We start from the raw sequence: 20,023 nt of genomic DNA, 5'->3' as shown, positions 1-20,023 counted from the left end.
CGGTTCGCGTTTCCTTCCCTCCCCCCGAGGGCACGGCGGGTCGACGATCGACGATCCGCCAGACGGGGACGATAGCGGTCCGCGGTGGGGGAACGGAATGGCGCACCGGGACCGGTCCCCGCCGGACGCGCCGCCATAAGCCGCGTCCCCACACGGATCCGGCGCGACGGGCGGCCATAACGGCGGAGAAGCGCGCATGACAAACATCACGCGCCCACGGGCGGCGGCGTGGCCCCGCTCACGTGGCCCCGCTCACGGCCCGGGAAGGGCCGTGCCACCTGACCGGGTCGCCCCGGTCCTGCGTACCTGTCCGGTCGCCGGCCTCGGGTACCTGTCCGGTCGGTCCTACTTGTCCGGGCGGACCACGCCGAGGATCTTCATCGAGCCGGCGCCGGCCAGCGTGACGTTGCGACCGGGGCGCGGGGCGTGGACGATCGCGCCGTCGCCGACGTACATCCCGACGTGGCTGGCGTCGGCGTGGTAGATGATCAGGTCGCCGGGGCGCATGTCCTGGACGTCGATACGCGGCAGCAGCCGCCACTGTTCCTGCGAGGTGCGCGGGATCGTGCGCTTCGCCGCCAGCCACGCCTGTGAGGTCAGCCCCGAGCAGTCGTACGAACCGGGGCCCTCGGCTCCCCAGACGTACGGCTTGCCTATCTGCGCCGTCGCGAAGGCCACCGCGGCCGCTCCGCCCTCGCTCGCCTCGCCGCTGACGTCCTTGACGGCGCCGGAGGAGAGCCAGGCGGTCTGTGCCTTGTCCGCGGCGTCCCGCTCCAGTTGGCGGAGCCGGTCGCGCTCCTTCTGCTCCAGCTGCGATTCGAGCTTCTCCGCCGCCTTGATCTGGGCGTTGATCTTCTTCTTGGCCTTGGCCTGCTTGACCCGGATCGTCTCCAGCTTCTCCCAGTTGGTGCTGGCGTCCTGGGTGTACGTCTCCAGGTCCTGCTGCGTCTGGGTCAGGTCGGTCAGGAGCGACTTGGACGCCTGCTGGCTCTGGCGGACCTGGTTGAGCCCGTCCAGGAACAGCTTCGGGTCGGTGCTCAGGGCCAGCTGCGCGCCGGGCGGCAGGCCGCCGTTGCGGTACTGCTCGCGGGCCTGGGCCCCGGCCCGGTCCTTCAGGGCGGCGATGCGCGCCTGGCCGTCGACGATGGCCTTGGCCAGCTTCACGATCTCGCCGGACTGCTTCTTCGTCTGCTCCTCGGCGAGGTTGTACGCGTCCGTCGCCGCGCCCGCCTTCCGGTACAGCGTGTCGATCTGCTCGCGCACCTTTTCGAGGTCCGCGTTGGAGTAGCGGGGCGGCGCGCCGGCGGAGGCGGACGGGGAGGGCGAGGGCTCCGGAACCGGGGCGGCCATGGCCTGGCCCGTGGTCGTCAGCAGGGCCAGCGCACAGACCAGCGTGATGGCGGCAGTGGCGCAGTGGCGTCGGTTCACGAGCTCCCCCTCCGGGCTGTTGCTCCGGGTCCGCCTCCGAACGAAGGCGACAACGTGCATCTGATTTACCGTCAGTAACTTCTGGGCAACGTCGCGATCGTGCCATGTCGTCCCGTAAAGCAACAGGGGCCGACGGTACCCGACGCGTCACCTACCGCCCCCGCAGGGCTACTTCGTCATGATTCCCCCGCCCCCCCGGCCCCTTCTGTCCGCCCGGCGCGCGCTCCGCCGCGACCCGCGCCATCTCCCCTCACTGGGACGAACGGTGCCCCTGCGGCGTTCCCGGAGCGGAGGATTTCTGCCCTTCCGGGCAAGGCCTCAGTGACTGTTGGGCCGCAGTGCGTCCCACGGCACGGTGATCTCGCCCTGCCGCCACCGCCGTACCCCGTCCGCCACCGGCCAGTCGGCCGACACCGCCCGCACCGCCGCGATCCAGCGCTGCCGCGCGCCGAGCGAGGCGTACGGGGCGGCCGTCGCCCAGGCCCGGTCGAAGTCCCGCAGGAACGCGTGGACCGGCTCACCCGGGACGTTGCGGTGGATCAGCGCCTTCGGCAGGCGTTCCGCGAGGTCCGAGGGGCGCTCCAGCGAGCCGAGCCGGGTCGCGAAGGTGACCGTGCGCGGCCCCTCGGGGCCCAGGGCCACCCAGACGTGCCGGCGCCCGATCTCGTCGCAGGTCCCCTCCACCAGGAGCCCGTCCGGGGCGAGGCGGGAGCACAGGCGCCCCAGACCTCGGCGACCTGGTCCTCGTCGTACTGGCGCAGCACGTTCGCCGCCCGGATGAGCAGCGGCCGGACGTCCAGCGGAACCTCGAAGCCGCCGTGCGCGAAGGTGAGGCCCTCGCGGGCGTACGGCTGCGCGGCGGCGACCCGCTCCGGGTCGATCTCGATGCCCGCCACCACGGTGCGCGGCTCGGCGGTGCGCAGCCGGTCCAGCAGCTCGACCGCGGTCCAGGGGGCCGCCCCGTAACCGAGGTCGACGGCGACCGGCGTCGCGGCGCGGCGCAGGGCCGGGCCGTGTGCGTCGGCGATCCAGCGGTCCATGCGGCGCAGCCGGTTCGGGTTGGTGGTCCCGCGGGTGGCGGTTCCGATGGGGCGCTGGCGCATGGGATCGAGCGTATGCGACAGGGCGCCGGCGCATGGGGGGCGGGCTTATGCGACAGGGCGCCGGCGCGTGGGTCGGGCGTAGCGACGGGCGCCGGCGCACGGGTGGAGCGTGTGCGACAGGGCGGGGCGCGGTGGCTGCCCGGACGTCCCGCCGTCGGCGCGCGACGCGCCGCCCGGCAACGTAATGATTTGGCAAAGCGGAAATGAAAGACGGGATTCCACTGTTCTCGCCCTTCGGAGGACCTCCGTGCCCTCCGGTCAGCATGCCCCGATCGAGGAGGACCGACGAGGTGAGCCAGTACGTCTCCCGGCTCGGCTCCACCCGCACGGCCGCGCGCCTCAGGTTTCCCGGAGGCTTCTCCGGGGCCTCCCGCAAGCCCCGCCGCATCGCGATGCTCTCCGTGCACACGTCTCCGCTCCACCAGCCCGGCACGGGCGACGCGGGCGGGATGAACGTCTACATCGTCGAACTGGCCAAGCGCCTCGCCGCGATCAACATCGAGGTCGAGATCTTCACCCGGGCCACCACCGGTTCGCTGGCCCCCGCGGTCGAGCTGGCGCCCGGCGTCCTGGTCCGGCACGTCGACGCCGGTCCCTACGAGGGTCTCGCCAAGGAGGAGCTGCCCGCCCAGCTCTGCGCCTTCACGCACGGCGTGATGCAGGCCTGGGCCGGTCAGCGCCCCGGCTACTACGACCTCGTGCACTCCCACTACTGGCTCTCCGGCCAGGTCGGCTGGCTCGCCGCCCAGCGCTGGGGCGTCCCGCTCGTGCACGCCATGCACACCATGGCCAAGGTCAAGAACGCCGCGCTCGCCGAGGGGGACACCCCCGAGCCGGCCGCCCGGGTCATCGGCGAGACCCAGATCGTGAACGCCTCCGACCGGCTGATCGCCAACACCGCCGAGGAGGCCGACGAGCTCGTCCGCTTCTACGACGCGGACCCGGCCGCGGTGGCCGTCGTGCACCCCGGCGTCAACCTGGACCGCTTCCGCCCCTTCCCCGAGGGCTCCGACACGCTCCGTCCGAGGGATGCCCCATCCGCCCGCGCCGCCGCGCGGGCCCGGCTCGGGCTGCCGCAGGACGCGCTGATCCCGCTCTTCGCGGGCCGCATCCAGCCGCTGAAGGCCCCGGACGTGCTGCTGCGCGCCGTGGCGGTGCTCCTGGACCGGGACCCGTCCCTGCGCTCCCGCATCGTCGTGCCGGTGGTCGGCGGCCCGAGCGGCAGCGGGCTCGCCAAGCCCGAGGGGCTCCAGAAGCTGGCCGCCCGCCTCGGCATCGCCGACGTCGTACGGTTCCACCCGCCGGTGGGCCAGGACCGGCTCGCCGACTGGTTCCGCGCCGCGTCGGTGCTGGTCATGCCGTCCTACAGCGAATCCTTCGGGCTGGTCGCCATAGAGGCGCAGGCGACCGGCACCCCCGTGGTCGCCGCGGCCGTGGGCGGGCTGCCGGTGGCGGTGCGCGACGGGGTCGGCGGCTTCCTGGTGCAGGGGCACGAGCCTGAGGCGTACGCCCGCGTGCTCGGACGGTTCGCGGAAGCGCCGGAGCTCGTCGAGCGGATGGGGGCGGCCGCCGCGGCGCACGCCCAGTCCTTCGGCTGGGACACGGCCGCCTCGGCGACCGCCGACGTGTACACGGCCGCGCTCTGCGACCACCGCCGCCGGGCCCGGGCGCACCACGGCTGAGCCCGTCCCGTGCGTCCCGGCGTCCTGTCGTAGGCTCGGAGCATGGCTGACGTACCGGACGAAACCGCAGCGGCCCAGGTCATCGAGGCGACGCTGAACGATGCCGGGCTCGCATGGGAGAGCCCGGGGCGCGGCAACTACGTCGTGACGCTGCCCGGCACCCGCAAGCTGTCGACGACCTGTTCGCTGATCGTCGGCAAGCACTCCCTCTCCCTCAACGCGTTCGTCGTCCGGCACCCCGACGAGAACGACGCCGAGGTGCACCGCTGGCTGCTGGAGCGCAACCTCCGCCTGTTCGGCGTGAGTTACGCGATCGACTCGCTCGGCGACGTCTACCTGGTCGGCAAGCTGCCGCTGTCGGTGGTCACCCCCGAGGAGCTGGACCGGCTGCTCGGCGTGGTGCTCGAAGCGGCGGACGGGGCGTTCAACACCCTCCTGGAGCTCGGTTTCGCGAGCTCGATCCGCAAGGAGTACGCGTGGCGGGTGTCGCGCGGCGAGTCCACCCGGAATCTGGACGCGTTCAGCCACCTGACCCGGCGTCCGTCCGACAGCTGACGGGCGCACCCCTCACTTCGGTCCGGCCGGCCAACCCGTACGAGGCGCGGCGGGGCGGGCGCGCGCGCCGAGGTCGGTCGGACGCCGCCGCCACGGACACGCCTGTCAGCCGCCGCCACCACGGACGGCGCCCAGGGCGTGGACGAGATGAGGCGCGACCACATCCCAGGTCTCCTCGGCCGCTTCGGGCCCGACCGCGCGGGGCACGGTCTCGACCAGCATGATCAGGTAGAGGTAGCTCCGGTACAGCGCGTAGCGGGCCCGCAGCGAGTCCGTGAACTCCACCGCCCCGCCGGGGGACCGTGCGTACCCGTCGAGGAAGTCCCGGTCCTCCTCGATGTCCCCGAAGAGCGCGAGGGAGACGAAGTCGGCCACCGGGTCGCCCCAGAACATCCGCTCCCCGTCGATGATCCCGCCGATGGCACGCGCGCCGGGAGCCCCTGTGACCAGCAGGTTTCCCGGCCACAGGTCGAAGTGGACGAGGGCGGGCCGGGTGACGTCGTCCAGCACGTGCGCCGCGCCCGCCAGCACCGTACGGATGTGGCCGACGGGATACGGCAGCCGGGCCCGGCAGGTCTCGGCGTCGGCGAGCACGGCCTCGGTCATCGCGGTGAACGCGGCACGCCAGGTGGGGGCGAGCGGCCCGAACGGCTCGGCGGGATAGCCGAACCCGGCGGGGCCGGTGACGGTGTGCAACCGTCCCACCAAGTCGCCGAGTTCGGCGCGCAGCCGGGGCTCGTCGTCCGCGCTCGCCGTACCGCTGACCTCGTGCCAGGGGCGGCCGGGGCAGGCGGTCATGACCAGATACGCACCGGTCGGCGAGGCCGGGTCCGGTTCGCTGCGGACGACGCGGGGGACGGCGGGTCCGCCGGCCTGCGCGGCGGCGGTGTAGAAGGCGACCTCGTTGACGAGGAGGTCACGTTCGTACCGCAGGGCGGCGGAGTGCGGCGGAGGCGTCTTGACCACCCAGTCGCGGCCGTCGGTGAGCGTGAGGCGGGTGACGGTGTTGTACGTGCCGCCGGTGAGGGTGGCGCGCGAGGCGATGTCGCGTTCACCGACCCCGAGGGCGTCGAGGACGCGGGCGAGCGGCGGGTCGTGAACGTGGCCGGACATACGGGTGACGCCCTTTCGTACGGCGGGAGCGGGGTGCACGGTGGGGTTGTACGGCGACGCCACACAGTGCGTTCACAGGATGATCACAGCAGAATCACGATCGGTGGAGGGAGCCACTTGACCCGTCATCGCTCACAGGTTCGATCGTAAAGTGTGGATCACTGCGACGGCCCGTCCCAGACGGAGTCGAAGTGCCGTACGGGGCAAGGGCGGTTGCTTCCGAACCGGAGATTGCAGGAAGTAGAACCATGCGCGCCACTGCCGTACGCCGTACCGCCCTCGCCGCCTCCGCGGCCGCCCTCACCCTGCTCGCCACCGCCTGCGGCGGCACGTCGGACGCCGACAAGAAGGACGACAAGGGCGCTGGGGGCGGGAGCAGTTCGGCCTCGAAGACCCCGGCCAAGGCGCTCACCGCCGCCGAGCTGGAGAAGGCCACCCTCGCCCAGGGCGACGTGCAGGGCCGCAAGGTCACCAAGGCAGGCCCGGCCGACGAGGTCCCGGCGGACGGCGTCAAGGTCGACAAGGAAGGCTGCCTGCCGGTCGCCCACGCCATGTTCGGTGTGGCGCAGAAGGGTTCGGTGGCCACCACGAAGCGCAAGGTGATCGACGAGCCGAAGACCGACGGCAAGAAGAAGTCGCTGGAGGACATGGCGGAGGGCGAAGCCGGGGAGGCGTTCAAGGACGCCTTCAACCTGACGTCCACCTTCGTCGCGTTGCACTCGTACGAGGGGACGGCGGGCCCGGACGCGTTCGCCGCGCTGAAGAAGGCCGCCGCGGACTGTGCGGGCGGCTTCACCGCCACGGTCGCGGGCACGCCGACGAAGGTCGCCTCGATCACCGAGGAGAAGGTCACCGGCGGCGACGAGGCCGCGGCCTGGACCGTCACCTCCGAGGACGAGGGCGACACCGCTCCGTTCAAGCTGGTGGCGCTGCGCAAGGAGGCCACCGTGGCGACGTTCTTCTCCTTCAACCTGGCAGCGGCGGGCGGCGACGTGAAGTTCGAGGTGCCGGCGGAGGTCGTGGCGGCGCAGGACAAGAAGCTCGCCTGACGTACGGACGGACCCAGGGCGTTCCCCTGCCCTTTCCGCCCGCCCCTCGGGTGGTCAGGGCCCGCCCCTCGGGCGGTCAGGGCAGGGGAACGAGGCGGACCACGGTGACGGTCAGGACGGACCGGGAGACGTAGTAGAGGACGATGGCGCCGGAGACGGTCGCCTCACGCCGGTCCCGTTCGCTCTTGACGGCGGAGGACGCGTGGCCGTACGGCTCCTCACCCAGGGTGCGGGCCATCTCGTCCCGGAAGGCCTCGCCGCCGCGCATCTTGGCCAGGGTGTCGTCGGCGGGCGGTGCGTAGGAGATACGGAAGCTCAAGCGACGCTCCGCCTCTCGGCCTCGTCCTGCGCCAGCCGGTCCAGGATCTTCTCGGCCTCGGGATCGGGGACGGCTTCCAGCATCCAGTGCCGCATGACGGCCTGAATCTCGTGCACCCCGGCCTCGTTGATCGCGAGATCGAACTCCTCGCGTCTCTCGTCCGGCAGCGCGGCCCGGATGTCCGGGATGCTGTTGGGCACCTCGACCTCGGCACCGCCGACGAAGGTCTTCAGAGACTCACCCATGATCGCTCTCCTCGATCTCCTTGCCCTGGAAGCACACGGACGGCATGGGCCCACCGTAGTGCGTACGAGGGGCACTTCGGCCGGTCCAGCGGGGTCACGGAACGGGCACGGATCGAGGCGCGCCCGTAGGTGCGCCGCGGCCTGTCCGGGTACGCCGAGGGCACGCCGGGGCCCACCGGGACGCGCCGCGGTCATGGGCGGCGGGCTCGGCCCGCGCGGTCCGACGACAGCGCGACACGGACCGCCACCGGGACCTCAGCCCCGACCGAGCCTCTCCGCGACCCGGTCGCGCAGGATCGCGTACTCCTCCTGAAGCCGCCGCCACTCGCTGACGGGCGGCCTGACTATGACGTCACCGCCCACGACGACCTCCTCCGGCCCGAACTGCTCCCGGGTCAGGTCGATCTCGACGCCCATGCCCAGGCGGTTCCACCAGTGGAAGTCGGTGCGCACACCGTCGACATGGACCTCGCCCCGGATCAGCTCCCCGCCGAGCAGGTCGTTGAGCACCATGGCGGTCACCCCGCACTGGTCCCGCGCCGGATTGTCCGGAGTCCAGCGGTCCCGGTACTCCGGGGTGCAGGTCTCGGCGCTCCAACTGTCGCGGAGGGCTTGTTCGATGTCGGTGAGCAGGTAGGTCGCCATGATGACCATGGTGGCAGGGGGCACTGACAACGGTGCCTCGCCGACCGCGGGCGTCAGCGGTCGGCGGCGACAGCGGCCGAGCGGCGATCGCGACGCCGCCTGAAAAGCAGACAACCGAGGTGCAGCGCGGCAGCGGTGGCGGAGATCCCGGCCAACACCCTGACATAGGGCTCGTTTCCAAAACTCGCCGCCGCCCAGAACGCCACGACCCCGAGGAACGCCATGTACCTGGTGGCGTCCCTGTACGACTGCTTCTCAGCCGCCACCCCGTGCCCCCGTCCGTCGTCGAACTCCAGTGCCCCACTCCGGGACCGCGGCCCCGGGGAGGCGGCCGAGCACGCGGGCAGCGGGCCGGGCCGCCATCAATTGCGTCGACAGTGCCAGGGCCTCCCGGCAGAGTGGTCGCCCGTGACGAGCAGCGAACTGTGGGGCCAAGAGACCGCCGACCGCTACGACGACGAGGAGGCCCAGAACTCCTCGGCCGCCGCCCTCGAACCGACCCTCGCCTTCCTCGCCGAACTCGCCGGAGGCGGCCGCGCCCTGGAGTTCGCCATCGGGACCGGGCGCGTGGGCGTGCCGCTCCGGGAGCGCGGCGTGCCGGTGGCGGGCATCGAACTGTCCGAACCGATGGCGGCGGTACTCCGCCGCAAGGTCGACGCGAACACCCTCCCGGTGACCATCGGGGACATGGCCACCACGGTCGTCCCCGGCGAGTTCACCCTGGTCTACCTCGTCTACAACACCATCTCGAACCTGCTCACCCAGGACGAGCAGGTCGCGTGCTTCCGCAACGCGGCCCGCCACCTCGCGCCCGGCGGCCGGTTCGTCATCGAACTGGACGTCCCGCCCCTGCGGTTCCTGCCACCGGGCCAGGTCGCGGTGCCGTTCGACGTGTCCGAGCGGCATCTCGGCTTCGACACCTTCGACCTGGTCGAGCAGATCCTCGTCTCGCACCACTTCACCCGCGACGGCGAGGACGGCCGCTACCGTCGCGGAAGCTCCCGGCACCGCTACGCCTGGCCGGCGGAGCTCGACCTGATGGCCCGCATCGCCGGGCTGGAGCTGGAACAACGCGTGGCGGACTGGCACGGAGCGCCGTTCACCGAGGACGCCGACCAGCACATCTCGGTCTGGCGCAAGCCGTCGGCCTGAGCCTCGACCACGCACTGGACTCTGCGTCGGCGTGGGTCGGTGCAGGTGCGACGGCCCGTCTCAACTCGTCCAGAGCAGACACACATCGGGGAACCTTGGGGACCGGACCGGTGCTCGGCCGGTGCCGTCGACCGGGAGGGACCCTCGCCATGGCCCGAAGCAAGCTGAGTCGTCGTGAACGCCTGGCCTTGTGGGGAGTGCTGCTGGGCAGCGCCGTCACTGCTGCGGTCGGAGCGATGGCCGACGGGATCGTCCGGTGGGTGTTCTCGTGATGCCCCCCCAGAAGGCGGTCAGGCATCGTCGGAGCGGTCCGCACGCTGCGATCACCGTGGGGATCGACCTGGTGGGGTCGTGCCCGACCGGCTTGCCGATCGGTCACTTTGTGTGTGTCTGCTGTTCCGATGAGCAAGGATGTTTCGATGACGGATCACCGGAGTACGCAGCGGCAGGGGAGCCAGCGGAGCATTCCCAAACCCCTCGCCGTAGGGCCCACTGCGGTGCGGGAGTTGAAGGATCGCCTGTATCGGCTCTACCTGGAGGCGGGCACCCCTTCGCTCAAGAGTGTGGCGAGCGCCATCGAGCTCGACGACTCGCTACCGGGGAGCCCGTCGAAGGCCACCGTCCACCGCATCATCGGATCGGGCGAGTTGGCGACAGGGCAGGAGGATGTGGTCTCCGTCGCCGTGTTGCTGGCCCGCATGGCGGGTGAGGACGCCGACGAGGTGGGCCGTCGGATCAAGGAGATGTGGGTCGCGGCACGCTTGGCCGAGCCTCTCGGCGCCCCGGTGGGGGAGCTGGACCCCTTCGCCCTGGAGGTGCACCCGGCCATCACCGTACCGGGGCAGAAGTCCTTACCTGCTCTGCCGTTGTACTTCGAGCGGGCGCATGACCGCGAGCTCAGGGAGGCCGTGGAGCGCGCGAGCCGGGGCGAGAGTGTCATGGTCACGTTGGTCGGCGAGTCCTCGACGGGGAAGACCCGCACCTGCTGGGAGGCGCTGCGCCTGCTTCCCGAGGGGTGGCGGGTGTGGCATCCGTACGACCCGTCCCGCCCCGACGCGGCCCTGCACCACATCAAGGAGGTGTCACCCCGGACTGTCATCTGGCTGAACGAAGCACAGCACTACCTCCTTGCTCAGGACCTCAAGATCGCCGAAAGCGTCACCTCCGCTCTGCGTACGGCTCTTGACGATCGGCGGCGCGGTCCCATCCTGATTCTGGCGACGATCTGGCCGAGGTTCTGGGACCCGCTCACCGCCCCGTCCGCCACCGGTTGCGAGGACCGGTATGAGCAGCAGCGCAAGCTCCTGACGGGGGTCGGCCGCCACATCGTGGTCCCGAAGGCGTTCACCGACCTGGAGATCGAGCAGGCATGGCAACAGGCCGACGGAGACCCGCGACTGCACAGCGCGCTGGCCGGTGCGACCGGCGGGGAGATCACGCAGTTCCTCGCCGGTGTACCCCGTCTGATGACGCGCTACCGGACCGCGACTCCCGGGGCCATGGCTCTGATCCACGCGGCCATGGACTACCGGCGGCTGGGCCATGGTCCGGCTCTGCAGTACGACTTACTGGAGCAGGCAGCCGAGGGGTACCTCACGGACCGGGAGCTCACCTTGCTCGGCCCCGACTGGATGGCGGACGCGCTCGCCTTCTGCGCCGAGCCCTGCTACGGCGTTCTGGGCCCTCTGACCCAGGTCCCGTACCGGGGTGATGAAGCCCGGGAGCCCGTCTACCGCCTTGCCGACTACCTGGAACAACACGGCCGTGTGGAACGCCGGTTGTTCTGCCCGCCCGCCACCTTCTGGAAGGCGGCGGTGCGGTATTGCACGAGCTCCGACGACTGTGCCGTGCTGGGGGGCGCCGCCGAGACCCGTGGACGGCTGCGGGCTGCGGCCGAGCTCTACCAGCGGGCCGTCTCACAGGGCAACACCGACGTCCTGCCCCAGCTCGCCCGCTTGCGAGAGGGCGCCGGAGACACCGACGAGGCAGCAAGTCTGTACGAAAAGGCGTACCGGAACGACGACGTCGCGCGGTGGGAGCTCGTGCGGCTGCGGAGTCTGGCGGGACACCGGGCAGGCGCGGAGGACCTGGCCGTTCATGCGGCCCATCAGGGGAACACCACATGCCTCATCAAGCTCTCCCAGCTGTGGCTGGAAGGCGGGGACGAGCACGGCGCGGAGCGCCTGCGCAGGAGCGCCGCCGCGCGAGGCGGGTACAGCACCTTCGCCGAGTTGGTGCGTACCAGGGAAGCGGCCGGAGACCACGAGCACGCGGAAGATTTCGCCTTCGCGTCATTGGAGGCCGGAAGCACGTACGCGCTGTCGGAGCTGATCCGGGCCCGGGAGAAGTCCGGCCGCTACGCGGAGGACCTGGTGACCAAGGCCACGGAGAGGGGCCAGGTTCGCCCGGTTCTGATGTTGGCCCGCGCACGCGAACGCTCCGGTGATGTCCGGAGCGCGGAGCGCCTGTTGGTCCAGGCAGCAGGCAAGGAGAGCGTGTTCGCCCTGGTGGAACACGCTCGGCTACGGCGGAAGGCCGGCGACCGGCAGAAGGCGGAAAGCCTTCTGCGTAAGGCCGTCGAGAAGGGCAGTACCGTGGCTTTGGTCGAGCTTGCCCGTCTGCGGGAGAAGGCGGGGGATCCGGCGGAGGCCCTTCAGCTGTTCCGTGCTGCGGCGAACCAGAAGAACACGGATGCGCTGGCGGCACTGGCCCTTTTTCGGGAGCAGGCCGGGGCGAGCGCGGAGGCGGAGACCATGGCCTGCGTGGCTGCGGACGCAGGAAGCACCTTCGCTCTGCTGGAACTCGTCTGGCGCCGTGAGCAGACGAGGGACCGCGAAGGCGCGGAACGCTTGGCGGAGACAGCTCTGCGCGCTGGGAACGCGGGAGCGCTCGTGCTGCTGGCCCGCCTGCGGGAAAAGGAGGGAGACGCCGCAGAGGCCGATCGCCTCGTTCTGCGCGCCGGCCGATCGGGCAACCGCTTTGCCCTCAACGAGTTCGTCCGGCGGCGGGAGTCCGCGGACGACCCCGAAGGAGCCGAACGCCTGGCCGTGGCGGGAGGCGGCCGGGCCTTGGCCCAGCTTGCCCGACTGCGGGAAGAAGGGGGGTCGGCCTCAGAGGGCGAGCGGCTCTACCACCTAGCGGTCGACCAGGGTGAGACCAGCGTCCTGGGGGAAGTGGTCCGGCTCAAGGAAGAGGCGGGACACCACGAGGAGGCGGATGCCTACGCCCGCCGCGCTGCCCAGGCAGGTCACGTGGAAGCACTGGCCGTCCTGGCGAAACTGCGCGCCGACTCCGGGGCGATGGAGGACGCCGACCGGCTCTACCGGGCTGCCGCGGACGCGGGCTTTCATGACGCGCTGCGTCACTTGGCGGAACTGCACCGCTTGTGGGACCCCGCCTGGGAGAGCCTGTGGCGCTACGGCCTCGCCCCGGACGGCTCTACGTCGGCGCCGTGGTGACCGGCGAGCGGCTGCTCCGCCGCGTCGATCCTCGTGGCCTTGGGCAGACGGTCAGCTCAAAGTCTTCTCGACGGCGTCGAAGATGTCTGCGTCGGTCTCCTGCTGCCAGCCAGGGAGGTCAAGCCAGTTGGCTGCATAGCCCGGCTTCGGGTCGTCGAAGTGCCGGCAGGTTGAGCCGGCCGAGCTGTACGTACCGCGAGCCCCGTCCCTAGGCCAGGCGTGCCCCGTCGAACCGTAGCCACCCGCCGCTGACGCCGCCTCCGGTGAGGTCGTGGACGGTCTCCGCGCGGTCCATCGCGCCGCTCGTACGCGCCCCGGCCGGCGAGGGGCTCGGCCGGGGCGAACATCTGCGCGGCCTGGTGATGGTGCCCCTCGGACATGACGACGACGCGTGCCTGACGAGCGCGCACGCCCACAGGCCGAACCCCTGGGCATCCTTGCTCACCGACGCCGCGAGCGCGTATGAAGCCGAGGCTTCGGTGTACCGGTTCCCGTCGAACGTCACCTCTCCAACGAGCTGGAACAGCCCGCCGTCGCGCGTTCAGCAGACGAATCGCGGATGGTGGAGTGGGAATGTCATGCGTGTAAGTGTCGCCGAATCCAAAATCTGTCTGGAATCGCGGATGGTGGAGTGGGAATGTCATGCGTGTAAGTGTCGCCGAATCCAAAATCTGTCTGGAATCGCGGATGGTGGAGTGGGAATGTCATGCGTGTAAGTGTCGCCGAACCCGAAACCCGGTGAGAAAGCGTGTTGGTGGGACAGTGGAGGGGCGGCAGGGTGACCAGTCGGGCGCCTGCCTCGGCCACCCACCTATCCGCCCACCCACCTGGCCCACCCGGCCGGTCGGCCGCCCACCCGGCCGGTCACTCGCCCGCCCACCCGGCCGGCCGGGTACCCGCCCGGCCGACCGCCCGCCCGGGAAATCAATGCGATGGCAGTAAGCCTTGCGGTCTCGCAGCACAGAGCTAGGCGCACGGATTAAAGGAAGCGAGGTGTGCTGGAAGGAAGGTTCAACAGGTGCCCCGACAGCTTAAGGATTTCGACTGATTCGACATGTATGTGGAATCGTCAGTTCCGCAAACGGGCGGGGATTTGCGTGGCGAGACAGCTGTGCAATATCGTCTGATCGCTAGCGGGGAAGCGAGAAGGCCACCCACTGGAATGGGTGGCCTTCGATCTCCATTAGTGCCTTGTCGTTGAGTCAACTAGGAGAAACTTATGGAGAACGCCATGGTGCCACGCTTCGGCGTCACCATCGACATCACCCCGCGCGAACCATCGTTTGCGGTGATCGGGTGCGTGCTCGGCGTCCTCGGCGTCTGGGTGGCGGCTCCCGCGTATGCCGTCGCGATCGGGGCCTTCCTCGTCACGTTTCGAGTGCGCGTCCGCCCCTGGAAGCCGGGAGACATCTAGTCAGGCGGCCCCACCACGGCCCAGACATGACGTCAGGCCTCCCGCCGGCGCAGAGCGTGCTGGTGGGAGGCCTGGCGCGTCGGGCTTACTTCTTCTTGCCCTGGTTCTTCACGGCCTCGATGGCGGCCTTCGCCGCGTCCGGGTCCAAGTACGTGCCACCCGGCTTCAGCGGCTTGAAGTCGGCGTCGAGCTCGTAGGAGAGCGGGATGCCGGTCGGGATGTTGAGGCCCGAGATCTCCTCGTCCGAGATGCCGTCCAGGTGCTTCACCAGACCGCGGAGGCTGTTGCCGTGGGCGGCGACCAGGACCGTGCGGCCCGTGAGGAGGTCCGGGACGATGCTGTCGAACCAGTACGGGAGCATGCGGACGACGACGTCCTTCAGGCACTCCGTGTCCGGGCGCAGCTCCGGCGGGAGCGTCGCGTAGCGCGGGTCGTCGAACTGGGAGTACTCGGCGTCGCGCTCCAGCGGCGGCGGCGGGGTGTCGTACGAGCGGCGCCACAGCATGAACTGCTCCTCGCCGAACTCGGCGAGCGTCTGCGCCTTGTCCTTGCCCTGGAGCGCGCCGTAGTGGCGCTCGTTCAGGCGCCAGGAGCGGCGGACCGGGATCCAGAGGCGGTCGGCGGACTCCAGGGCCAGCTGGGCGGTCCGGATCGCGCGGCGCTGGAGAGAGGTGTGCAGGACGTCGGGGAGCAGACCGGCGTCCTTGAGCAGCTCACCGCCGCGGACTGCTTCCTTCTCGCCCTTTTCGGTGAGGTTGACGTCCACCCAACCGGTGAACAGGTTCTTCGCGTTCCATTCGCTCTCGCCGTGGCGGAGGAGGATCAGCTTGTACGGTGCGTCGGCCATGAGTCCGAGCGTAATCGAACCCGTGCGGGCTCCGCGCGCCCGCCCGTAACGCGGACAGGGCCCGCGCCTGGAGGACCCGGCGGGCGGACGATTGATGGGGGCCGTCAATCCAGTGGCGGGTGGGGACCGGGGCTTCGTAATGTCTCGGACGTCGTCGGGGGTGTTACCCGAGGCCTCGTTCCGTACGTCCCGTGGGGGGAATCCTTATGTCCGTCGCCGGTCTGCGCACAGCCGCCCGCGAGACCGTCTCCGGGATGCCCCGCGAGTTCTGGTGGCTGTGGACCAGCACCCTGGTCAACCGCCTCGGCGCGTTCGTCGCGACCTTCATGGCCCTGTACCTGACCCTGGACCGGGGCTACTCCGCTTCGTACGCCGGGCTCGTCGCCGCCCTCCACGGGCTCGGCGGGGTCATCTCGTCACTCGGCGCCGGTGTGATGACCGACCGGCTCGGGCGGCGGCCCACCATGCTGATCGCCCAGGTCTCCACCGCGGTGTCGGTGGCGGTGCTCGGGTTCATGGTGCACCCCTTCGCCATCGCCGCCGTGGCGTTCTTCGTCGGCATGGCGAGCAACGCCTCCCGCCCCGCCGTCCAGGCGATGATGGCGGACATCGTGCCCGCTAAGGACCGGGTCCGGGCCTTCTCGCTCAACTACTGGGCCATCAACCTCGGCTTCGCGATCTCCTCCGCCGGGGCCGGCTTCATCGCCGAGTACAGCTACCTCGCCGGGTTCATCGGCGAGGCCCTGATGACGCTCGTGTGCGCCGTGCTCGTCTTCATGAAGGTGCCGGAGTCGCGGCCCGAGGAAGCGGTCGTGAAGACCGTCGGCGGCAAGCGGCCCAAGGATGAGGTGCGGCTGACCACCGTCCTGCGCGACGGGCGCTTCATGGGGGTCGTGGGGCTGTCGTTCCTGGTGTCGTTGATCTTCCAGCAGGGGTACGTGGGGCTGCCGGTGGCGATGGGTACGGACGGGCTCTCCAGCTCCGACTTCGGTACCGCCATCGCCGTCAACGGTGTGCTGATCGTGGTCCTCCAGATCCCCGTCACCCGCTTCATCCAGCACCGCGACCCGCGCAGGCTGCTGATCATCTCCTCGGTGCTCGCCGGGTACGGCTTCGGGCTGACGGCCTTCGCCGGGTCGGTCGCCGCGTACGCCCTGACGGTGTGTGTCTGGACCCTGGCCGAGATCGTGAACGCGCCGACCCAGACGGGCCTGGTCGTGCAGTTGTCGCCCGCCAAGGGCCGGGGCCGCTACCAGGGCATGTACACGATGTCCTGGTCGGTGGCCGCGCTCGTCGCACCGCTGATGTCCGGCTTCGTGATCGACCACTACGGCGCCGCCTGGCTCTGGGCCGCCTGCGCCGTGATCGGCACGGTCGCCGGCCTCGGCTACTGGCTGCTGATGCGCAACCTGCCGCGCGAGGAGCACGCGGTGCTGGACGCCCTCCCCGAGCCCGCGCCCGTACCGGCCGAGGCCCGGCCGGACCTGGCCGAGCCGGAGGCCGCGCCCGCCGCCGCGGTGGAGCGGGCGGGCTGAGCCGGACGACCCGTGACGCGCGAGGTGCCCGCCCGGAACAGAAGCCGGGCGGGCACCGTGCGTTCGTAGGAGGCGCGGGCCGGCCGGAGCAGCCGCCGCACCGCGCGGGTCAGCCGGAGCAGCCGCCGCACTGGCACGGGGCACCGGACTGGCAGCCGCACCCGCAGCCCGATCCGCAGCCGCAGGCGCCGAGCACGGGTCGGCGCACCACTTCGGTCGGGGTCTCCTGCTGGGGTCCGGTCGTGGGGGAATCGGCCATGGTTCCTCCTCAGGGCATACGGCTGGCGGCGGACGCCGGTGCGCCGCCGCCGGGGACGTAACGCATGACCCACCGCTCACGGCCATGGCGTCGTCCGTCCCCGCCCCATTGCATGCCCATCCCCGCGGGCGCATCAACGGCGCACGCGTGCAGGAACATGAGTGCGACCCGCGTGCGCCGTCGTTCTCCGGTACGACAGCGGCTGCCGGAGTTTCGAGAGCTGTCGGAGTTACGTGCGCTGCCGGAGTTTCGGGAGCTGCCCGAGTTTCGAGAGCTGTCGGAGTCATCCGAGCTTTCGGAGTTACCGGAGTTACTGCGGTTGCTGGGGCTGCCAGAGTTACCGGCGGCCGTAGCCGCCGTTACGCGCCCTCGACCGGGGCCGCCGCCTGGATCTCGTCCGCGTGCTCGCCCGTCACCAGGTAGACGACGCGCTTGGCGACCGACACCGCGTGGTCGGCGAAGCGCTCGTAGTAGCGGCCCAGCAGCGTCACGTCGACGGCCGTCTCGATGCCGTGCTTCCAGCGGTCGTCCATCAGGTGCTGGAACAGCGTGCGGTGCAGCAGGTCCATCTCATCGTCGTCCTGCTCCAGCTGGAGTGCCAGATCGACGTCCTTGGTGATGATGACCTCGGCCGCCTTGGCCATCAGACGCTGGGCGAGCTGGCCCATCTCCAGAATGGTGGCGTGCAGGTCGTTCGGGACCGCCGCCTGCGGAAAGCGCAGCCGGGCCAGCTTCGCCACGTGCTGGGCGAGGTCGCCCGAGCGCTCCAGATCGGCGCTCATCCGCAGCGAGGTCACCACGATCCGCAGGTCGGTCGCCACCGGCTGCTGGCGGGCGAGGAGCGCGATGGCGCGGGCCTCCAGGTCGTGCTGGAGGTCGTCGACCTTCTGGTCGCCGGCGATCACGGTCTCCGCCAACGCCAGGTCGGCGTCGAGCATGGACGTGGTCGCCCGCCCGATCGCCGAGCCGACCAGCCGGGCCATCTCGACCAGGCCCTCTCCGATCGAATCGAGTTCCTCGTGGTAAGCGTCGCGCATGGGAAGTCCCTCTCCAGTTCCAGACTGAGGCCGGGGTCTCGGACCGACCCCCACGGTTACACGGTGCGGCCGGAACGCGTCCGGATCCGTCCCCCCAAGTGAACCGGCTCCTACCCCTCGGTGAACTCTGGGCGACGAGTGTTCGAGATGGCACTCGGACGGCTGGGAGGGAGTCGTCGCACCCGCATAACCTTGAAGCATGGACGTGAACGCGGCGGTCGCCGCAGCTGCAGCGATCGCCGGGCTGTTGACCGGTGTGATCGCCATGCTGGCGTTCCGCTGGAGCGAACGCGACCTCAAACGGCCCACGCGTACGTCGCTGCGGCCGGACAACAACGCGGCCCTGCCCCCCGGAGTGGACACCGTCCTCTCCGTTCTCAGCTCCTCCGCCGTCGTCCTCGACGAGAGCGACGGCGTGGTGAAGGCCAGCTCGGCGGCGTACGCCCTGGGCCTGGTCAGAGGCGGCCGGCTGGCCGTCGAACCCATGCTCAACATGGCCAGGGACACCCGGCGGGACGGAGAGATACGGCAGGGCGAGCTGGACCTGCCCCGGCGCGGCACGGGCCGGGGGGACACCCTCGCGGTCTCCGCCCGGGTCGCCCCGCTGGGCTCGCGGCTGGTGCTGCTGCTGGTCGAGGACCTCACCGAGGCCCGCCGGATAGAAGCGGTACGGCGCGACTTCGTCGCCAACGTCAGCCACGAGCTGAAGACGCCGACCGGAGCGCTCTCCCTGCTCTCCGAAGCGGTCATGGACGCCTCTGACGACCCGGAGGCGGTGGAGCGGTTCGCCGGGCGGATGCAGATCGAGGCGACCCGGCTGACCAACCTCGTCCAGGAGCTCATCGACCTCTCCCGGGTGCAGAACGACGACCCGCTGGAGGACGCCGAGCCGGTCAAGGTGGAGACGCTGGTCGCCGAGGCGATCGACCGCTGCCGCCAGCAGGCCGGCTCGAAGCAGATCACCATGGCCTCCGCGGGAGCCGAGGGCCTCACGGTCTGGGGCAACCGCGGCCAGCTCGTCGGCGCGCTCGGCAATCTCGTCGAGAACGCCGTCAACTACAGCCCCGCCCACACCCGCGTCGGCATCGCCGCACGCCGCATGGCCTCACCGGGCGGGGACCTCATCGAGATAGCCGTCACCGACCAGGGGATCGGCATCTCCGAGAAGGACCGCGAACGGGTCTTCGAGCGGTTCTACCGCGTCGACCCGGCCCGCTCACGGGCCACCGGTGGCACCGGTCTCGGCCTCGCCATCGTCAAACACGTGGCCGCCTCGCACGGCGGGGAGGTCACCGTCTGGAGCTCCGAGGGACAGGGCTCCACCTTCACCCTCCGGCTGCCCGAATCGGGCGCCGCGAGGGAGCGCACCACCGGCGGACCGCTTATCGTCAACGGCGACGACGAGGGGCCGTACGAGACCGACACCTTTGACCCCTTCCCTGCCCCGGAGGCTCTTCCGTGACCCGAGTGCTTGTCGTCGAGGATGAGGAATCCTTCAGCGACGCCCTGTCCTACATGCTGCGCAAGGAAGGTTTCGAGGTCGCCATCGCGGCGACCGGCCCCGACGGTCTCGACGAGTTCGAGCGCAACGGCGCCGACCTGGTCCTGCTCGACCTGATGCTGCCAGGCCTGCCCGGCACCGAGGTGTGCCGCCAGCTCCGCAGCCGGTCCAACGTTCCGGTGATCATGGTCACCGCCAAGGACAGCGAGATCGACAAGGTCGTCGGGCTGGAAATAGGAGCCGACGACTACGTCACCAAGCCGTTCTCCTCCCGGGAGCTCGTCGCCCGCATCCGGGCCGTCCTGCGCCGCCGGGGCGAGCCGGAGGAGGTCACCCCGGCGGCCCTGGAGGCGGGCCCCGTCCGGATGGACGTGGACCGGCACGTGGTCACCGTCTCCGGCGGCAAGGTCGACCTCCCGCTCAAGGAGTTCGACCTGCTGGAGATGCTCCTGCGCAACGCGGGCCGGGTGCTGACCCGGATGCAGCTCATCGACCGGGTCTGGGGGGCGGACTACGTCGGCGACACCAAGACCCTCGACGTCCACGTGAAGCGCCTGCGCGCCAAGATCGAGCCCGACCCGGGCGCCCCGCGCTACCTCGTCACCGTGCGGGGCCTGGGGTACAAGTTCGAGCCGTAAACCGAAGGACGCCGAGGGGGACACCCCCGCGGTATGCCGAAGG

General features: G+C 70.7%; 19 protein-coding genes and 1 pseudogene. 10 read left to right on the top strand and 10 right to left on the bottom strand.

Going from position 1 to position 20,023, the window contains the following annotated elements; genetic code table 11:
* Positions 1 to 345: 345 nt before the first annotated feature.
* Positions 346 to 1,428, bottom strand: coding sequence for a C40 family peptidase (locus AC3CH1_RS07570; protein ID WP_488462216.1), 1,083 nt, complete (start codon positions 1,426 to 1,428; stop codon positions 346 to 348).
* Between the two features lie 318 nt (positions 1,429 to 1,746).
* A pseudogene (locus AC3CH1_RS07565) lies at positions 1,747 to 2,531 on the bottom strand (class I SAM-dependent methyltransferase).
* A gap of 290 nt (positions 2,532 to 2,821) precedes the next feature.
* On the opposite strand from AC3CH1_RS07565, the gene mshA reads away from it, so the two are divergent.
* Positions 2,822 to 4,213 (top strand): D-inositol-3-phosphate glycosyltransferase, encoded by a 1,392-nt coding sequence (mshA, locus tag AC3CH1_RS07560; RefSeq protein WP_488462215.1) that lies wholly within the window; start codon positions 2,822 to 2,824, stop codon positions 4,211 to 4,213.
* A gap of 42 nt (positions 4,214 to 4,255) precedes the next feature.
* On the top strand, positions 4,256 to 4,768 hold the full coding sequence (locus AC3CH1_RS07555; protein ID WP_488462214.1) for a type III secretion system chaperone family protein: 513 nt from the start codon (positions 4,256 to 4,258) through the stop codon (positions 4,766 to 4,768).
* 105 nt (positions 4,769 to 4,873) lie between these two features.
* Here the strand turns inward: AC3CH1_RS07555 and AC3CH1_RS07550 are convergent, their stop codons facing one another.
* Positions 4,874 to 5,881: a phosphotransferase family protein gene (locus AC3CH1_RS07550; protein WP_488462213.1), complete on the bottom strand. Its 1,008-nt coding sequence runs from the start codon at positions 5,879 to 5,881 to the stop codon at positions 4,874 to 4,876.
* A 248-nt stretch (positions 5,882 to 6,129) separates the two neighbouring features.
* Between AC3CH1_RS07550 and AC3CH1_RS07545 the strand changes: the two genes are divergently transcribed.
* Complete coding sequence (locus AC3CH1_RS07545; protein WP_488462212.1) at positions 6,130 to 6,930, top strand: hypothetical protein; 801 nt, start codon at positions 6,130 to 6,132, stop codon at positions 6,928 to 6,930.
* A 76-nt stretch (positions 6,931 to 7,006) separates the two neighbouring features.
* Here AC3CH1_RS07545 and AC3CH1_RS07540 read toward each other — a convergent pair whose 3' ends face one another.
* The 3 genes from AC3CH1_RS07540 to AC3CH1_RS07530 form a co-directional block, all read right to left on the bottom strand.
* Entirely contained in the window at positions 7,007 to 7,249 is a 243-nt protein-coding gene (locus tag AC3CH1_RS07540; RefSeq protein ID WP_018959818.1) for a hypothetical protein, read from the bottom strand.
* Positions 7,246 to 7,494, bottom strand: a complete 249-nt coding sequence (locus AC3CH1_RS07535; protein ID WP_003968171.1) for a hypothetical protein — start codon at positions 7,492 to 7,494, stop codon at positions 7,246 to 7,248. The genes AC3CH1_RS07540 and AC3CH1_RS07535 overlap by 4 nt, the downstream gene beginning before the upstream one ends.
* Before the next feature lie 255 nt (positions 7,495 to 7,749).
* Entirely contained in the window at positions 7,750 to 8,139 is a 390-nt protein-coding gene (locus AC3CH1_RS07530; protein WP_047180774.1) for a YunG family protein, read from the bottom strand.
* A gap of 408 nt (positions 8,140 to 8,547) precedes the next feature.
* Here AC3CH1_RS07530 and AC3CH1_RS07525 point away from each other — a divergent pair, with 408 nt between their 5' ends.
* From AC3CH1_RS07525 to AC3CH1_RS07515, 3 genes are all read left to right on the top strand, one after another.
* Complete coding sequence (locus AC3CH1_RS07525; protein ID WP_488462211.1) at positions 8,548 to 9,291, top strand: class I SAM-dependent DNA methyltransferase; 744 nt, start codon at positions 8,548 to 8,550, stop codon at positions 9,289 to 9,291.
* 149 nt (positions 9,292 to 9,440) lie between these two features.
* Entirely contained in the window at positions 9,441 to 9,563 is a 123-nt protein-coding gene (locus tag AC3CH1_RS07520) for a hypothetical protein (protein WP_488462210.1), read from the top strand.
* A 234-nt stretch (positions 9,564 to 9,797) separates the two neighbouring features.
* A complete protein-coding gene (locus AC3CH1_RS07515; protein ID WP_488462209.1) occupies positions 9,798 to 12,749 on the top strand; it encodes a tetratricopeptide repeat protein in 2,952 nt (983 codons plus the stop codon).
* 51 nt (positions 12,750 to 12,800) lie between these two features.
* Here AC3CH1_RS07515 and AC3CH1_RS07510 read toward each other — a convergent pair whose 3' ends face one another.
* Positions 12,801 to 13,184 carry a hypothetical protein gene (locus AC3CH1_RS07510; RefSeq protein ID WP_488462208.1) on the bottom strand — a complete coding sequence of 128 codons (384 nt, stop codon included), beginning with the start codon at positions 13,182 to 13,184 and terminating at the stop codon, positions 12,801 to 12,803.
* Positions 13,185 to 13,968: 784 nt separating this feature from the next.
* Here AC3CH1_RS07510 and AC3CH1_RS07505 point away from each other — a divergent pair.
* Entirely contained in the window at positions 13,969 to 14,163 is a 195-nt protein-coding gene (locus AC3CH1_RS07505; RefSeq protein ID WP_488462207.1) for a hypothetical protein, read from the top strand.
* A gap of 85 nt (positions 14,164 to 14,248) precedes the next feature.
* On the opposite strand, the gene AC3CH1_RS07500 is transcribed toward AC3CH1_RS07505, so the two are convergent.
* Entirely contained in the window at positions 14,249 to 15,010 is a 762-nt protein-coding gene (locus AC3CH1_RS07500) for a phosphoglyceromutase (protein WP_469225424.1), read from the bottom strand.
* 206 nt (positions 15,011 to 15,216) lie between these two features.
* On the opposite strand from AC3CH1_RS07500, the gene AC3CH1_RS07495 reads away from it, so the two are divergent.
* Positions 15,217 to 16,545 carry an MDR family MFS transporter gene (locus AC3CH1_RS07495; RefSeq protein ID WP_488462238.1) on the top strand — a complete coding sequence of 443 codons (1,329 nt, stop codon included), beginning with the start codon at positions 15,217 to 15,219 and terminating at the stop codon, positions 16,543 to 16,545.
* Positions 16,546 to 16,654: 109 nt separating this feature from the next.
* On the opposite strand, the gene AC3CH1_RS07490 is transcribed toward AC3CH1_RS07495, so the two are convergent.
* Complete coding sequence (locus AC3CH1_RS07490) at positions 16,655 to 16,804, bottom strand: hypothetical protein (protein ID WP_265600841.1); 150 nt, start codon at positions 16,802 to 16,804, stop codon at positions 16,655 to 16,657.
* A 359-nt stretch (positions 16,805 to 17,163) separates the two neighbouring features.
* Positions 17,164 to 17,841, bottom strand: coding sequence for a phosphate signaling complex protein PhoU (phoU, locus tag AC3CH1_RS07485; protein WP_018959812.1), 678 nt, complete (start codon positions 17,839 to 17,841; stop codon positions 17,164 to 17,166).
* Positions 17,842 to 18,040: 199 nt separating this feature from the next.
* Here phoU and phoR point away from each other — a divergent pair, with 199 nt between their 5' ends.
* Both phoR and phoP read left to right on the top strand, forming a co-directional pair.
* Positions 18,041 to 19,303 carry a two-component system sensor histidine kinase PhoR gene (gene phoR / locus AC3CH1_RS07480; protein ID WP_397925021.1) on the top strand — a complete coding sequence of 421 codons (1,263 nt, stop codon included), beginning with the start codon at positions 18,041 to 18,043 and terminating at the stop codon, positions 19,301 to 19,303.
* A 5-nt stretch (positions 19,304 to 19,308) separates the two neighbouring features.
* A complete protein-coding gene (phoP, locus tag AC3CH1_RS07475; protein WP_007446453.1) occupies positions 19,309 to 19,980 on the top strand; it encodes a two-component system response regulator PhoP in 672 nt (223 codons plus the stop codon).
* Positions 19,981 to 20,023: the final 43 nt, after the last annotated feature.

It is taken from the genome of Streptomyces sp. MGP-P1 (genome assembly GCF_057766565.1).
Note: the sequence above shows the minus strand (reverse complement) of the source record. Positions and strands in the feature narration are given on the sequence as shown.

Coding starts and splice junctions, on each gene's coding strand:
- AC3CH1_RS07555 (WP_488462214.1), top strand. CDS start 4,256: ATGGCTGACGTACCGGACGAAACCGCAGCGGCCCAGGTCATCGAGGCG.
- AC3CH1_RS07520 (WP_488462210.1), top strand. CDS start 9,441: ATGGCCCGAAGCAAGCTGAGTCGTCGTGAACGCCTGGCCTTGTGGGGA.
- AC3CH1_RS07490 (WP_265600841.1), bottom strand. CDS start 16,804: ATGGCCGATTCCCCCACGACCGGACCCCAGCAGGAGACCCCGACCGAA.
- AC3CH1_RS07500 (WP_469225424.1), bottom strand. CDS start 15,010: ATGGCCGACGCACCGTACAAGCTGATCCTCCTCCGCCACGGCGAGAGC.
- phoU (WP_018959812.1), bottom strand. CDS start 17,841: ATGCGCGACGCTTACCACGAGGAACTCGATTCGATCGGAGAGGGCCTG.
- AC3CH1_RS07495 (WP_488462238.1), top strand. CDS start 15,217: ATGTCCGTCGCCGGTCTGCGCACAGCCGCCCGCGAGACCGTCTCCGGG.
- AC3CH1_RS07545 (WP_488462212.1), top strand. CDS start 6,130: ATGCGCGCCACTGCCGTACGCCGTACCGCCCTCGCCGCCTCCGCGGCC.
- AC3CH1_RS07550 (WP_488462213.1), bottom strand. CDS start 5,881: ATGTCCGGCCACGTTCACGACCCGCCGCTCGCCCGCGTCCTCGACGCC.
- AC3CH1_RS07535 (WP_003968171.1), bottom strand. CDS start 7,494: ATGGGTGAGTCTCTGAAGACCTTCGTCGGCGGTGCCGAGGTCGAGGTG.
- AC3CH1_RS07530 (WP_047180774.1), bottom strand. CDS start 8,139: ATGGCGACCTACCTGCTCACCGACATCGAACAAGCCCTCCGCGACAGT.
- phoR (WP_397925021.1), top strand. CDS start 18,041: ATGGACGTGAACGCGGCGGTCGCCGCAGCTGCAGCGATCGCCGGGCTG.
- AC3CH1_RS07505 (WP_488462207.1), top strand. CDS start 13,969: ATGGAGAACGCCATGGTGCCACGCTTCGGCGTCACCATCGACATCACC.
- AC3CH1_RS07510 (WP_488462208.1), bottom strand. CDS start 13,184: ATGCCCAGGGGTTCGGCCTGTGGGCGTGCGCGCTCGTCAGGCACGCGT.